The following is a 14,245-nucleotide window of genomic DNA, read 5'->3' as shown; positions in this document are numbered from 1 at the left end:
CGTCAGACGGAAACATCCGCAAGGATTGCGGCCCGGTCAGCCTCGCCCCGCGCCTCGTCGCGCAACACCGCCCCCCGGCGCAGGGCGACGATCCGATCGGCCAGCCCCCAGGCGAAATCGAAACGCTGCTCCACCAGAACGATGGCCATGTCACCCGCGTCGCGCAGGCCGCGAATGACGTGGCCGATCTGGTCGATGATGTTGGGCTGAATGCCTTCCGTCGGCTCATCGAGAAGCAGGACACGCGGCTTCGTCACCAGCGCGCGGGCAATGGCAAGTTGCTGCTGCTGCCCGCCCGAAAGGTCGCCGCCCCGCCGCCCGGCCATGTCGCGCAGGACCGGAAACAGGTCGAACACCTCCTCCGGGACGCGGCGCGCGTCGCGGGGTAGGCAGGCAAAGCCCGTGGCCAGGTTTTCGGCAACCGTCAGCTGCGGAAATACCTCTCGCCCTTGCGGCACATAGGCAATCCCCGCCTGCGCCCGCGCCTTGGCCCCCGGCGGCAGTGGCTTTCCGTCAAGCGTGACGGTCCCCTGCATCGGGTGTCGCCCGGCCATCGCCTTTAGGAGGGAGGTCTTACCCGTCCCGTTCAGGCCCATCACGCAGGTAATCTGGCCCCGTTTCGCCGTCAGGTCGATGCCATGCAAAATCTGACTTCCACCATAGAAAAGGGTGATGTCGCGCGCCTCAAGCATCGGTCGTCTCCGATCGCCCCAAGTAAACGTCGATGACGCGCGGATCGGCGCAAACATGGTCCAGCGACCCTTCGGCCAGCGCGTGCCCCTCGTGCAGGACGGTCACGCGGCAGTTCAGGCGGCGCACGAACTCCATATCATGCTCGATCACCACAACGGCGCGGGTCTTGGCCGCTTCGACCAGCATTTCGGTCGTCCGCTCCCGCTCCGCGCTCGTCATACCAGCGGCGGGTTCATCGACCAGCAGCAGGCGCGGCTCTTGTGCCAGCAACATCCCGATTTCCAGCCATTGCTTCTGCCCATGGGACAGGATCCCGGCGGGGGTGCCCATCCGATCCTCCAGGCCCACACGTGCCGCCGCTTCACGCGCTGCTGCACGCGCGTCGACCCGCCGGAACAGGACCGCGAACGGTGATCGGGGCGCGGCCAGTGCCATCGTCAGATTTTCGCCCACGGTCTGATCCTCGAAAACGGTGGGTTTCTGGAACTTGCGCCCGATGCCCGCCCGCGCGATCTGCGCCTCGGACATCTTGGTGAGGTCGCGGGACAATTCTCCGTATCGGATGGAACCCGTGTCCGGGCGGATCTTGCCGGTCACCAGGTCCATGAAGGTCGTCTTGCCGGCACCGTTCGGGCCAATAATGGCGCGCAATTCGGGCTCGTTCACGGAAAAGCTCAGGTTGTCGATGGCCTTGAAGCTGTCGAAGCTCTTGGAGACGCCGGAGACTTCCAGAAGCGCGCTCATATCGTTTCCTCCTCGGCGCGCAACGCGCCTTGGTCGGGGCCCAGGTCACCCTGCCGCTTCGACGCGCGCCGTTCGGTCCACAAATCGACCAAACCGCCCAAACCTTTGGGTGCGAACAGCGTGACCGCCACGAAGGACAGGCCCAGCAACACCAGCCACCAATCGGTCCACTTGATCTCGTAGAAGCCCAGATCGATGTCAGGTGCGCCACCGCCGGTAAACCAGCTGGACGCGAGCGACACGACCGCAGCACCGATCACCGCGCCGTACAGCCGTCCGCGCCCGCCTATGGCGACCCAGACCGCCAAGTAGATCGACGCGATGGGCGCGATTTCTGCGGGGTTCACGATGCCGGCCTGCGGGTAATACAACGCCCCGGCGGTCCCGCAGGCCATGGCCGTGCCGGTGAAAATGGCGAGCTTGTAGCGCTCAACCTCGTAGCCAAGAAACCGCACCCGCGCCTCGTCGTCGCGAATGCCGCGCAGAACCGAGCCGAAGCGCCCCGAGACCGTCCAGGCCGCGACAAGGTAGGCCAACCCCAACGCGATGGCCGAGGCCCAGAGGAACCACAACGACAGAACCGATTGCGGCACCTCCGTCAGGCCCGGAATGTTCTGCAACCCCGACAGGCCGTTATTGCCGCGCAGGCCGTTGTCGTTCTGGAACAGCCAAAGTGACAGCGCCAAGGTGCCCGCCTGCGTCAGGATCGACAGGTACACGCCAACGACCCGGCTGCGAAACGCCAGCCAGCCGAAGATCAGCGCGATGAGACCCGGCACCAGCACCGCGAACGCCAGTTGCAGCGGCAATGAGCCGGCAAACGCCCAAAGCCATGGCACCTCCGAGGAGCCGACGACGCCGAATATCTGCGAGCCGATGGCCTCCTCGATTTCCAACGGGGTCGCGGGCAGCGGAGCGCGGGCCAGCGTGTCGAGCACGATCGCCTCCGTCCTGTCCCACATCAACCACATGCCGATGGCATAGCCGCCGATGCCGAAGAAGGCGAAGTGCCCAAGCGACAGGATGCCGGTGAATCCCCAGACGAGATCCATGGCGAGCGCGGCAATGCACAGGCACAGCGTCTTGCCCAGCAGCTTCACAAAGGAGGTCGAGACCAGCCCCGCCTGCGCCAGAAGCGTGGCGATCACGGTGACGAGCGACAGCGCGCACAGAAAGATCAGCACGTCGGTCCGGCGGAGAAGAGAAGATCTCACTGCACGAACCTCCCCTTCTGGGCGACGATGCCGCGGGGTCGGAACTGAATAAATAGGATGATGAACACGATCATGTAGGTCTGCGCCGCCAACGTGTTCGAGGGGTTCAGCCACTCGATCCCCTTTTGCAGGCCACCGATCAGCCCAGCCCCCGCAAGCGTGCCGAAAACCGACCCGACGCCACCGACCACGACCGTCATGAAGCTTTGAACGATGTAGCCCGCACCCATCTCGCTGGTGACCTGTGCGAACAGGCCGATCGCGACCCCTGCGACACCGGCGATGCCAGAGCCGAGCGCGAAGGTCGCCATGCCCACCCGGTCCGGATCAATGCCAAGCGATGCGGCCATGCCCGGATTCTGCGTAACCGCCCGCACCTCAAGTCCAAGCCGCGTGCGGCGGAGGATGAAGACCAGCAGCGCGAGGAAGAGTGCGGCCAGCACAAAGATCGCGATGCGGATATAGCTGATGCCGACCACGTCGTTGAGAACCCAGGCACCGGCCAGCCAATCGGGCGACGTCAGGGGAACGGCCTGTGTGCCGAAGATGTTCTTGAATATCTGTTGCAGAGCGACCGAAATGCCAAATGTCGCCAGCAGCGTCTCAAGCGGGCGGTGCGCCAGGTGCCGGATGACCAGCCGCTCCAACACGACGCCCGCAACCCCCGCGACGACGAACGCAAGCGGCAATGCAATGACGAGCGACAGCGTGTAGTCGGGAACAATCTGCTGCACGACATAGCCGGTGTAGGCCCCGATCATTATGAACTCGCCGTGGGCCATGTTGATGACGCCCATCACACCGAACGTGATGGCAAGGCCGATCGCGGCAAGAAAGTAGATCGACGCGAGCGAGACGGCATCGATTGTCAGATCCGCAACTTCCGCACGGGCGACGCGGGCATCGACCTGGGACAGCGCCGTCGCTGCGGCGGCGGTGATTGCGGGATCGGGCTCGTCGAACACCTCGGTGATCGGGTTCGCCGCCAACAGGGTTTCGACCGCGTCGACCGGCGGGCGAGGCGGGGCAAGAGCCGCATCCGCAAGTGCGGAATAAGCCGTCCAACGCGCCTCTTCCGTGTTCAGGTCGGCCACCGCTACGCCAGCGACGGTACCGCCGTCGATGTTGGCAACCAGCGCCGCATCCCGCTGCGTGCGGGTGACATTGTCAGGGACGATATCCTCGTCCGCCAGCAGATCCAGCGCCGCTTCGGCCGTGATATCCTTGCCGATTTCCAGAACACGGGCGACATTCGCGCCCTCGGGCGGCGTCCCGACCAGCGTATCAGTCGTCAGCACGGAATTGAGGGCCCCGCGCGCTTCCAGTGACAATTGGTCTGCCATCCAATCGATGGCCAACAGGCGGGCGGCCTGATCGGAGCCGAAGCGTATGGTGATCAGGCGGTCCAGGGCTTCCTTGCGATTGCGGATGGCCCGGTCTTCCTCACCTTCGATGGAGGCACGCAACGGTGCCAGCAGGTCGGGGGTCGGGTTACGCGACAGCGCGTCAAGCGCGGCGCGGCGACGATCCGGGTCGGGGTCACTCAACTGGAACTGCACCAGCGTAGTTGCAATCAGTTTACGCACCCCCGCATTGGGCTTGAGCTCAGTCGCGTCACGCCGCCCGACAGTCCCTGCCTCCGCTCCATCCTCGACGGAGCGCAGATTGTATACGTCGCCTTCCCGGTCTCCGTAAAAGAACAATCCGTCCTCGTCCCGCTGGACCACGCCCTTATCGGCCCAGGCCTCAAGGAAGGTGGTCATCGCGGGCAGTCCGCCGGCGGCAAGATCATCCAAAACTGGCTGAATCGTGCGCCGTGATGGCTTAGCGATATCGGCGGCATGGGTCTGCAGGAGCGTCTGCATGGGGCCATCCTGCGCCTGCGCCAGCGTGGGAAGCACGACCGAAATCGCGAGCAGAAGAAGGCGGAGGAAGTTCATGGCAGACCCGTGGTATTCAAATGCATCCCGGCCCGGAGATTATCCGGGCCGGGACAGGGGTGGTCGGATCAGTAGTTCGACTTGATCTGAACGCAGGTCTCGGCCTCGGTGTCGTACATTCCGCAGCCCAGGCCCGGCCAGTCAGAGGTCAGCTTGGCGCTTTCCGGCAGGTGGTCAGTCCAGGCATCGCCCTCGACCTCGGTGGTTTGCGAGACGATATCGAACTGCCCTTCAGCGGTGATCTCACCGATCAGGACAGGCTTGGCGAGGTGGTGGTTGGGCAGCATCACGGCGGTGCCGCCGGTCAGGTTCGGGAATTCCTGCCCGTACATCGCTTCGCGCACGGCGTCGACGTCGGTCGTGCCGGCGGCTTCAACGGCGTTCACCCACATGTTGAAGCCGATATAGTGTGCCTCCATCGGGTCGTTTGTCACGCGATCCTCGCCCATCCGCTCTTTCCAGGCGGCAATGAATTCGGCGTTAGCGTCAGTTTCGGCGGACTGGAAGTAGTTCCAGGCGGCTAGGTGACCCACGAGATTGGACGTATCCAGGCCGGACAGCTCTTCCTCACCAACCGAGAAGGCCACGACCGGGATGTCATCGGCGGAGATATCGGCGGCTGCCAACTCCTTGTAGAAACCGATGTTCGCGTCACCGTTGATGGTGGAGATCACACCGACCTGGCGTCCATCTTCCGACAACTCAACCACGTCACCGACGATCGTGGCCCAATCGCTGTGACCAAAGGGCGTATAGTTGACGAAGATATCCTCTTCGGCGATTCCCTTGGACTTCAGATAGGATTCCAGGATGTTGTTCGTGGTACGCGGATAGACGTAATCGGTCCCAAGAAGGGCGAACCGCTCGACCCCCAGCTCCTCCAGGAAGTAATCAACCGCCGGAATCGCCTGCTGATTGGGAGCGGCTCCGGTGTAGAAAACGTTCTTGGAGCTTTCTTCACCCTCGTACTGCACGGGGTAGAACATCAAACCGTTGAGTTCCTCCAGCACAGGCAGCGCCGATTTGCGCGACACGGAGGTCCACGACCCGAAGATGACATCGACATCCTCGACCGTCAGCAGCTCGCGCGCTTTCTCGGCGAATAGCGGCCAGTCGGAGGCCGGATCGACCACAACGGCCTCGACTTCGCATCCCAGAAGGCCACCGGCCTCGTTCTGCTGATCGACCAGCATCTCGACGGTATCCTTCAGCGTAGTCTCGGAAATGGCCATCGTGCCCGACAGCGAGTGCAGCACACCGACCTTGACAGGGCAGTCGGCCTGCGCGTGCGCAGCCGTGGAGGCCATCAGGAGCGGCAGGCCCAAAAGCAAAGTACGATACGTCATAAATAAGATCCCCTCGTTTGACCGGGAGACGTTCGCGAGCGGGTGGCACAAGTAGCAAGCGCGGTGCCTGTTCCATTGGCATGGCGGAGTTGAATGCAATCATTTGTGGCAGCTTCCGCCTGACATGCCTGTTTATGCGCCATCCAAAAAACGGGAAATCAGGCAGCCGAATCCCCACGACATCTCGCCAAAAGGCCGGATTCCGCACGATGCGGAACGCGCGGTGCGCCTTAATGCCATCGCCTAGAACAGGTGTCAGTCGGAGACGGCTCGTCCAGCCATGAAGCCGTCCAGCGCCGCGACCTGCGCTGCGTCCATTCTCAGGCCAAGCTTGGTGCGCCGCCACAGGACGTCCTCGGCGGCACGTGCCCATTCGCGGTCCATTTGCCAGACGACCTCCGATTCCGTCAGGGTGTGACCGAAGTCCTGACCCAGATCGGCCGCACTTTTGGCTTCGCCCAAGACCTCGGCCGCCTGCGTTCCATAGGCCCGCACAAGGCGCAGCGCCCACCAATCCGTCAGGAAAGGATAGGCCACCTTCAACTTGGCGACCTCTGCCTGCTGGCCGTCCACGGGGAAATCGCCACCCGGCAGAGGCGCGTCGTGGGTCCAGGGGCCGGTGATCGTCAGATGATCCCCGATCTTGACCAGCGCGGCATTCGCCAGCTTGCGGAATGTCGTGATCTTCCCGCCGAAGATGTTGAGAACCGGCGCGCCGGTTGCATCGACCTTCAGCACATAGTCGCGCGTCGCTGCCGTCGCCGATGTCGCGCCGTCGTCGTACAGTGGCCGGACGCCCGAATAGGTCCAGACGACATCGGCATCGGTCAGATCGCGCTTGAAGTAGCCGTTTGCAAAGTCGAGCAGATAACGCTGCTCATCGGGGGTGCATACGGGCTTGGCGTGAACGTCGTGATGCTCGGCGTCGGTCGTCCCGATCAGCGTGTAGTCGTACTCATAGGGGATCGCGAAGATGATCCGCCCGTCCTTTCCCTGGAAGAAATAGCATTTGTCGTGGTCGAACAGCTTCTTGGTCACGATGTGCGAGCCGCGAACCAGCCTTACGCCCTCCTTGGCGTTCGACCGGACGACGCCTTGAATGACATCGCCGACCCATGGACCGGCCGCGTTCACCAGCATCTTGGCGCGCACGGTACCCGTGCGCTCCCCCTCTAGCGTGATCAACCATTCGTCGCCGTCGCGTTCGGCGGAAACGACGCGCGTGCGCACGGCGATGTCCGCGCCCCGGTTCGCTGCGTCGCGCGCGTTCAGCACGACAAGCCGGGAGTCTTCGACCCAGCCGTCGGAATACTCGAATGCCTTGTGGAACCTGTCTTCCAACGGCGCGCCCTCGGGGGTGCCATCCAGCGAAATGGTTTTCGTACCCGGCAGCAGCGTCGATTTGGCCAGCCCGTCATACATGGCAAGACCGGCCCGGATCAGCCAGTCGGGCCGCCGCCCCTTCAGCCACGGCATGACTGTGCCCAGTAATTTCGAAGTGGGCGTACCACCCTCGAACCGCATGTCGGGCGACAGTGGAAGAACGAAGCGAAGCGGCCAGCTGATGTGCGGCATGTTGCGGATCAGGATATCGCGCTCGCGAAGCGCCTCGCGCACCAAGCGCACTTCCCAATATTCTAGATATCGCAACCCGCCATGGAACAGCTTGGTCGAGGAGCTGGAGGTCGCACCCGCAAGGTCGCCCATCTCGGCCAGACCCACGGATAGACCCCGGCCAACCGCGTCACGCGCGATTCCGCAGCCGTTTATGCCACCACCGATGATGAACAGGTCATAGGTTTCTCGCATCGTCTCCCCCCTCGCCTTCGCTAAAGCGAACTCAATCGAACATTTAAATGTTCCTTTTTGCGCGTAGCACGATTCAGGCTAACCCGCTAGACGCCGACGCCCCATAATTCCGACCGATTGGCGCGGATCCGGTGGAGACCGAGGTACAAAGCGCGACCCTAGCGCTGCCCCAAGACACCGCCCAATGCAGCATGGCGATTTACGTCTTTATAAAGCAGATATCGAAACCGCCCCGGCCCGCCCGCATAGCAAGCCTGCGGGCAGAAGGCGCGCAGCCACATGTAATCGCCCGCCTCCACCTCCACCCAGTCACGGTTGAGCCTGTAGGCGGCCTTTCCCTCAAGAACGAACAGGCCATGCTCCATCACATGCGTCTCCTCGAAGGGGATCAGGCCGCCCGGCTCGAAGGTGACGATGGTAACGTGGCAATCGTGGCGCAGGTCGGCCGGGTCCACGAAGCGCGTGGTGGCCCAGCGGCCCTCGGTGTCGGGCATCGGGGTTGGAACGACCTCGGCTTCGTTCGTCACGAGGGGCGTGGGCTTCTCGATACCCGGTGCGCCGATCCATCGCTTGCGGATCCAGTGAAAGCGCGCGCCCTTATCGGTGGTCAGCGACCAGTCCGACCCGGCGGGAACATAGGCGTATCCGCCAGCGGCCATCGCGTGCGTTGCCCCTCCCACCGTCAGCGACAGCGTACCATCCACGACATAGAGGATCGATTGCGCCGCCGTGTCCACCTCGGGTGCATCACTTCCGCCCCCGGCCTCCAACTCCACAAGGTAGTGCGAAAACGTCTCGGAAAATCCCGACATTGGTCGCGCCAAAAGCCACATCCGCATGCCTGTCCACCCCGGCAGGAAGGACGTCACGATGTCTGTCTGACAGCCGCGCGGGATCACGGCATATGCCTCAGTAAAGACGGCGCGGCCGGTCATTAGCGCGGTTTGCGGGGGCAGCCCTCCGCCCCAGGGTTTCTCGGTCATGTCGTCCTCCAGACAATCGGGAACCAATCTTCGCGCAGCCGGTCTCCCGGCGCATGTCCGTGCCCCGGAAAGGGCGGCGAGGTGGGGCCGGGGCGTTCGACATACCGGGCATCATCGCCCACGTAGCGCAGCGAGAACGCGCGCCGCCGGCCCGTCGCCGTATTTCCCCGCGCCCCGTGCACCGTGTCGAAGGAGAACGCCACGGCATCGCCCGGCTCCATCTCCCACTCCAGCACGCGCATCCCTTCGGCGTCCGGGTCCGGCACGGGCAGGTAATCCCCGGTAAAGAATGCCTGCTCAGACAGCCAACGCGTCGGTAAAACCGGCTTTTCCCAAAGGTGCGAGCCCGCAACCAGGCGTAGCGTCGCGTCGCGCACGGGATCGAGCGGAACCCAGAAACTGACCGTTTGACGCCCGCCGACAAAGTAATAAGGCCCGTCCTGATGCCAGGGCGTCGGCCGGGCCGTGCCCGGCTCCTTCACAAGCACATGGTCGTGAAAAAGTTGCACCGTATCCGCCCCCATAAGCGCGGCGGCAGCACCGGCGACAGAGGCATCGCGGGCGGCAGCTTCGAATTCCGGGATGCGCGACCAGTTGACGTAATCGTCGAAGAACCGCCCCGCCTCGCCCGCCACCGTGTTTTCGGCAGCATGGGGGCCGGGCACGGCCATGTTCCGGGCGATCCCATCGCGAAGGGCCTCGACGTGATCGGTAAAAAGCGCGCGCAACACCACAGCCCCGTCACGGGCGAAATCGGCGGCTGTCTGGGCGGGTACGGTGGGGATACGGTCCATGCCGGATACCTGCCCGACCTGCAGACCCACGTCCAGTCTCCGGGACGCTTCCAAAGTCTTATGCTAGGTTGTAGTCCGTTGTTCGACAGTGCCCTCACGCACGAGACCGCAGTGGCCGACACAACCGCCACCAAACCCGCCGATCAACTCCGCCGCATCGCGCTTCTGCGCCTGACGATGCTGATCTGTCTGCCCCTCATCATCTTCACCGAGCCGGGCGCGCCGATCGGGGAATTCCTGCGGGACGGCTTGGAGTCGGTCGGTATACTGCTCGTCATCGCCGGAGTTCTCGGGCGGGTCTGGTCGATTCTATATATCGGCGGCCACAAGAACGCCGTCGTCATGCAAGACGGCCCCTATTCGGTCTGCCGTCATCCGCTCTATCTTGCATCGACCACGGCGGTTCTGGGCTTTGGCCTGATGCTGGGAAGCATCATCCTGACGGTTGCGCTGACCGGTGCGGTGTTCCTGATCTTGTCGGACATTGCCGCAAAGGAGGAGCGGTAACTGCGTGCGATCTTCGGACAGGCCTACGACGAATACGCGGCACGGGTTCCACGCATTCTGCCCGCCTTGGGCCGGTTCTCGACCGCTCCGACGGTCACATTCGACGTGACCACCCTGCGTCGCAACCTGCGTGATGCGCTGATCTTCCTTAGCCTGATCCCTTTCGCGGAAGGCATGGAATTCTTCAAGGAACTGGGTGCCTGGCCAACGTTTGCGCTCTGGTAGATCTGATTGCCCCAACGGAACTGGACTGACCGGTTTGATCCAGTCCAATGGAGGCGTACCTTAAAGCCAACGACGAACCGGAGGCCCATATGAAACTGACTGTGGACGGAACCGAGCGGGAGCTTGATATTGAGCCTGACATGCCGCTGCTGTGGCTTCTTCGGGACGTACTTGGCATTCACGGCCCAAAGTACGGTTGCGGCATCGCCGCCTGTGGGGCCTGCACCGTGCATCTGGATGGCCTTGCCGTGCGCGCCTGCCAGATCACCGTGGGCGAGGTCGAGGGGGCCGAGATCACCACGATTGAAGGCCTCGGCACATCGGACGCGACCCACCCGGTCCAGCAGGCTTGGATCGACGAGCAGGTCGCACAATGTGGCTACTGCCAGTCGGGTCAGATCATGCAGGCGGCCTCGTTTCTGGCGTTGAACCCCACGCCCACCGACGCGGACATTGACGCGGCGATGTCCGGCAACTTGTGCCGCTGCGCCAGCTACCCGCGCATCCGCGCCGCAATCCGCCGCGCCATTCAGGCGGAGGGGGCATAATGGCATCCTTGGGCAAAATCGCGCGCCGCACGTTCCTGATCGGCTCCGCCGCCGTCGCGGGCGGCGTCGCTTTCGGCTTCTATGCGTGGCGCAAGCCAGTGGATAACCCGCTCTTGGCCGACCTGCCTCAGGGTAGCTACACCCTGAACCCCTATGTCATCATCGACGGCGACGGCGTGACGCTGATCACGCCCCGGTCAGACGTAGGTCAGGGGGCGGTGTCGATCCAGACCCATCTTCTAGCCGAGGAGCTGGATATCGATCCGCAGGCCGTACGCACCGATTTCGGGCCAGCATCGGGGGCCTATTACAATGGCAAGGTTGCCGCCGAGGGGATGCCATTCGCCGCCTGGGACGAGAGTTTTGTCTCGCGGAGCGGCCGCGCGGCAAGCGGCCCGGCGGGCAAGTTCCTTGGCCTGAACATCACCGGCGGCTCCACCACCGTACCTGATATGTATGACCGCCTGCGTGCCGCCGGGGCCAGCGCCCGTGAGACGCTGAAGCAAGCCGCCGCCAACCGCTTCGCCCTGCCCCGCGCCGAGCTGCTCACCCGGAACGGCACGGTCATATTGCCGGACGGGGACGAGGTCTCCTACACCGATCTGGCCGCGGAAGCCGCCTTGCTTGATCCGGTCGAAAGCGCTTTACGCGCTCCGGAAGACTGGAAATGGCTGGGCAAACCGTTCCTGCGCACCGACATAGTGGCAAAATCGACCGGCACCTTCCGCTATGGCGGAGATTTGGTTCTGGACAACATGATCCATGCGACCGTCATCACGAACCCCGCGATGGGCGGGGGCGTGGTGTCAATGGATGACGCCGCTGCCCGCCAGATGCGCGGGGTCGAGGACATCGTGCCAATTACCGACGGGTTTGCCGTTCTGGCCGACAACACCTGGCGCGCGATGAAGGCCGCGCGCGCGCTCAACATCGAGTGGGGCGACCTGGACGGCCACCCCGCCACCTCGGACGAGATGTGGGAGGCCCATGCAGCCGCCTTCGCCGACGACGCGCGCGACAGCCGATTTGCCGACGACGGTGACGTGGATAACGCGCCGGGCAACCTCTTCACCGCTGAATACCGCGCGCCGTTCCTGCACCACGCGCCGTTGGAGCCGGCGAATGCCACTGTGCTCCACACGCCCGAGGAAACGCAGGTCTGGACCGCCACGCAGGTGCCTATCTTCGTACGCGATGCCGTGGCCGCGATCACCGGCCAGGACCCTGAGGCGGTCAAGGTCCACAACCAGCCGTCGGGCGGCAGCTTCGGGCATCGGCTCGATTTCCTCTGGGTCCAGCAGGCCGCCGAAATCGCCGTGCAGGTGACGGGCCGGCCCGTGCGCCTGACGCTGAGCCGTGAACAGGACATGACCCACGGATACCTGCGCCCCATGGCAATCGCGCGCGGGCGCGGCACGACCGATGCGGGCCAGGTGCGCAGTCTGGACCTGTCGATCGCGGCCCATTCTGTGACCGAAAGCCAGATCGGCCGCACGGGACTGCCCGCTGCGGGGCCCGACGTGGCCATCGTTGCAGCCGCCTGGGACGCGCCCTATGCCATCCCCGACCGGCGGATCACCGGTTACCGCGTGCCTGCCGGGGTCGGGGTATCATCCTGGCGGTCCGTCGGAGCTTCCCACAACGGGTTCTTCTTCGAGACGTTCTTGGATGAGTTGATCACCCAAGCCGGGGCCGACCCTGTGGAGGAGCGGTTGCGCCTGATCCACCATGCCCCGTCGCGCAACGTTCTGGCGACCGTGGCCGAAATGGCATCATGGACCGGGCCGCTGGGCGACGGGACAGGCAGGGGCGTCGCGTTCACCTTTGCCTTCGGCGTGCCCTGCGCACAGATCATCGAAGTTTCGGATACCCCCGCAGGCATAAAGTTGGACAAGCTCTGGATCGCGGCCGACGTGGGGCGCGTGCTCGACCCGGTGAACCTGGAGAGCCAACTGTCGGGCGGGGCACTGTTTGGTCTTGGTCACGCGATGCATGCACAGATCACATTTCGAGACCGAGCAATTCAGCAAAATAACTACCACGAATACGAGGGCATGCGACTGTGGCAGACGCCTGAAATCAAAGTGCGCGCACTGGAAACGCTTGACACGATCCGTGGAGCGGGCGAGCCGGGTTTGCCGCCCGCCGCCCCGGCACTGGCCAACGCCATCTTTGCCGCGACGGGCACCCGCCTGCGCGAAATGCCCTTTTCCAAGACAGTGACCTTCGCATGAACAGGTTGATCCTTCTGACCGCACTGACTCTCGGCGCGTCCGCTACCGCGCAGACGTTCGATCCGATCGCGGACGTCCTTTTGCATCCGCGTTGCGCCAATTGCCATGTGGGTGCCGATGGTATCCCGTTGTGGTCGACCGACACGGGCGGAACCAGGCACCACGGGTACCACGTGCAGGCCGGAGAGAGCCGAATGGGGATAGAGACGCTGCCCTGCTCCACCTGCCACAGCGAACAAAACGGGGTTCTGGAGGGCAGCGCGCCGGGGGCCGAAGGCTGGGCCCTGCCCCCACCCGAGATGCAATGGGCCACGCGCACGCCGACCGAGATCTGCGAACAACTCAAGGATCCGGAGCGCAATGGCGGGCGCACCCTTGACGAAGTCGCCGATCATATCGTCCACGATCCCTTGGTCATCTGGGGATGGGAACCGGGTCCGGGGCGGCAACCCGCGCCCGGCACGCCGGAGAAAGCAGCCGCCGCGATCCTCGCCTGGGCCGACGCAGGTGCGCCGTGCAGTTGACACCCCTTGCCCCGACGCTACCCATCCGCGCCGTCGTGTTCGACCTCGACGGCACCCTTATCGACAGCGCACCCGGCCTGCGTTTGGCCGCCTGCGCTATGCTGGCCGAGCAGAATTTGCCGCAGCCCGACCTGCCGACCGTGATCGGTTTTATTGGCAACGGCGTGCCCAAGCTGGTCGAGCGATCGCTGCTCTGGGCCGGGGTCGCGCCGGCGGCTCACCCGGATGCTGTCGCCCGCTTCATGGAACATTATGACCGATACGCGATGACCGGCACGACGGCCTATCCGGGGGCCAAAGATGGGCTGCGCGCCCTGGCCGCGCGCGGTTTGAAACTGGGGCTCTGCACCAACAAACCCGTCGCCCCGACCCGTGCGATCCTCCGGGCGATGAGCCTTGGCCCGTTCGATGCCGTTTTGGGGGGCGACAGCCTGCCGGTGCGCAAACCCGATCCAGCCCCGCTCCTGCGGGTGATCGCGGATCTGGGTGCAACGCCGGATCAGGCAATTTACGTCGGCGACTCCGTTACCGACTGGAAAACCGCGCAGGCGGCGCGGGTCGCTTACGTCCACGTCAAGGGTGGATATCAGCTGACGCCGATCGACGATTTCGCGCCTTGGGCCGAAATTGCATCTTTGAAGCAAATCGAAGAACTTTCCTGAGACCCGGCCCGACCCTTCATTT

13 protein-coding genes are annotated in these 14,245 nt (G+C 64.1%); 5 read left to right on the top strand and 8 right to left on the bottom strand.

The features are described from left to right. Positions 1-2: 2 nt before the first annotated feature. The 8 genes from urtE to BLV27_RS09600 form a co-directional block, all read right to left on the bottom strand. On the bottom strand, positions 3-692 hold the full coding sequence (urtE, locus tag BLV27_RS09635) for an urea ABC transporter ATP-binding subunit UrtE (RefSeq protein WP_092645351.1): 690 nt from the start codon (positions 690-692) through the stop codon (positions 3-5). Then, entirely contained in the window at positions 685-1,437 is a 753-nt protein-coding gene (gene urtD / locus BLV27_RS09630) for an urea ABC transporter ATP-binding protein UrtD (protein ID WP_092645349.1), read from the bottom strand. The genes urtE and urtD overlap by 8 nt, the downstream gene beginning before the upstream one ends. Next, a complete protein-coding gene (locus BLV27_RS09625; RefSeq protein ID WP_092645347.1) occupies positions 1,434-2,651 on the bottom strand; it encodes an ABC transporter permease subunit in 1,218 nt (405 codons plus the stop codon). The genes urtD and BLV27_RS09625 overlap by 4 nt, the downstream gene beginning before the upstream one ends. Next, complete coding sequence (gene urtB, locus BLV27_RS09620; RefSeq protein WP_092645345.1) at positions 2,648-4,591, bottom strand: urea ABC transporter permease subunit UrtB; 1,944 nt, start codon at positions 4,589-4,591, stop codon at positions 2,648-2,650. The genes BLV27_RS09625 and urtB overlap by 4 nt, the downstream gene beginning before the upstream one ends. Before the next feature lie 68 nt (positions 4,592-4,659). Beyond that, positions 4,660-5,898: an urea ABC transporter substrate-binding protein gene (gene urtA / locus BLV27_RS09615; RefSeq protein ID WP_244504614.1), complete on the bottom strand. Its 1,239-nt coding sequence runs from the start codon at positions 5,896-5,898 to the stop codon at positions 4,660-4,662. 294 nt (positions 5,899-6,192) lie between these two features. Continuing rightward, positions 6,193-7,746, bottom strand: a complete 1,554-nt coding sequence (gene glpD, locus BLV27_RS09610; RefSeq protein ID WP_092645341.1) for a glycerol-3-phosphate dehydrogenase — start codon at positions 7,744-7,746, stop codon at positions 6,193-6,195. 158 nt (positions 7,747-7,904) lie between these two features. After that, the gene (locus tag BLV27_RS09605; protein WP_092645339.1) at positions 7,905-8,729 is read right to left on the bottom strand and encodes a bifunctional allantoicase/(S)-ureidoglycine aminohydrolase; all 825 of its coding nucleotides are present in this window, start codon (positions 8,727-8,729) and stop codon (positions 7,905-7,907) included. After that, positions 8,726-9,523, bottom strand: a complete 798-nt coding sequence (locus BLV27_RS09600; RefSeq protein WP_092645592.1) for a phytanoyl-CoA dioxygenase family protein — start codon at positions 9,521-9,523, stop codon at positions 8,726-8,728. Before BLV27_RS09600 ends, BLV27_RS09605 begins: the two co-directional genes overlap by 4 nt. A gap of 111 nt (positions 9,524-9,634) precedes the next feature. Here BLV27_RS09600 and BLV27_RS19705 point away from each other — a divergent pair, with 111 nt between their 5' ends. From BLV27_RS19705 to gph, 5 genes are all read left to right on the top strand, one after another. Continuing rightward, a complete protein-coding gene (locus BLV27_RS19705; RefSeq protein WP_244504611.1) occupies positions 9,635-10,030 on the top strand; it encodes a methyltransferase family protein in 396 nt (131 codons plus the stop codon). Between the two features lie 314 nt (positions 10,031-10,344). Next, the gene (locus tag BLV27_RS09590; protein WP_092645590.1) at positions 10,345-10,803 is read left to right on the top strand and encodes a (2Fe-2S)-binding protein; all 459 of its coding nucleotides are present in this window, start codon (positions 10,345-10,347) and stop codon (positions 10,801-10,803) included. Then, a complete protein-coding gene (locus BLV27_RS09585) occupies positions 10,803-13,037 on the top strand; it encodes a xanthine dehydrogenase family protein molybdopterin-binding subunit (protein WP_092645337.1) in 2,235 nt (744 codons plus the stop codon). The genes BLV27_RS09590 and BLV27_RS09585 overlap by 1 nt, the downstream gene beginning before the upstream one ends. Next, complete coding sequence (locus BLV27_RS09580) at positions 13,034-13,561, top strand: hypothetical protein (RefSeq protein WP_092645335.1); 528 nt, start codon at positions 13,034-13,036, stop codon at positions 13,559-13,561. Before BLV27_RS09585 ends, BLV27_RS09580 begins: the two co-directional genes overlap by 4 nt. After that, entirely contained in the window at positions 13,552-14,223 is a 672-nt protein-coding gene (gene gph / locus BLV27_RS09575) for a phosphoglycolate phosphatase (protein ID WP_170831408.1), read from the top strand. The genes BLV27_RS09580 and gph overlap by 10 nt, the downstream gene beginning before the upstream one ends. Positions 14,224-14,245: the final 22 nt, after the last annotated feature.

This window comes from Jannaschia faecimaris (assembly GCF_900107415.1).
GTDB lineage: Bacteria > Pseudomonadota > Alphaproteobacteria > Rhodobacterales > Rhodobacteraceae > Jannaschia > Jannaschia faecimaris.
This window is presented reverse-complemented; position numbering and strand designations above follow the sequence as displayed.

What these genes read in the sequence shown, in the direction of transcription:
- BLV27_RS09590 (WP_092645590.1), top strand. Translation starts at nt 10,345, where the DNA reads ATGAAACTGACTGTGGACGGAACCGAGCGGGAGCTTGATATTGAGCCT.
- BLV27_RS09605 (WP_092645339.1), bottom strand. Translation starts at nt 8,729, where the DNA reads ATGACCGAGAAACCCTGGGGCGGAGGGCTGCCCCCGCAAACCGCGCTA.
- BLV27_RS09580 (WP_092645335.1), top strand. Translation starts at nt 13,034, where the DNA reads ATGAACAGGTTGATCCTTCTGACCGCACTGACTCTCGGCGCGTCCGCT.
- urtA (WP_244504614.1), bottom strand. Translation starts at nt 5,898, where the DNA reads ATGGCCTCCACGGCTGCGCACGCGCAGGCCGACTGCCCTGTCAAGGTC.
- urtE (WP_092645351.1), bottom strand. Translation starts at nt 692, where the DNA reads ATGCTTGAGGCGCGCGACATCACCCTTTTCTATGGTGGAAGTCAGATT.
- urtD (WP_092645349.1), bottom strand. Translation starts at nt 1,437, where the DNA reads ATGAGCGCGCTTCTGGAAGTCTCCGGCGTCTCCAAGAGCTTCGACAGC.
- urtB (WP_092645345.1), bottom strand. Translation starts at nt 4,591, where the DNA reads ATGAACTTCCTCCGCCTTCTTCTGCTCGCGATTTCGGTCGTGCTTCCC.
- BLV27_RS09600 (WP_092645592.1), bottom strand. Translation starts at nt 9,523, where the DNA reads ATGGACCGTATCCCCACCGTACCCGCCCAGACAGCCGCCGATTTCGCC.
- BLV27_RS09585 (WP_092645337.1), top strand. Translation starts at nt 10,803, where the DNA reads ATGGCATCCTTGGGCAAAATCGCGCGCCGCACGTTCCTGATCGGCTCC.
- glpD (WP_092645341.1), bottom strand. Translation starts at nt 7,746, where the DNA reads ATGCGAGAAACCTATGACCTGTTCATCATCGGTGGTGGCATAAACGGC.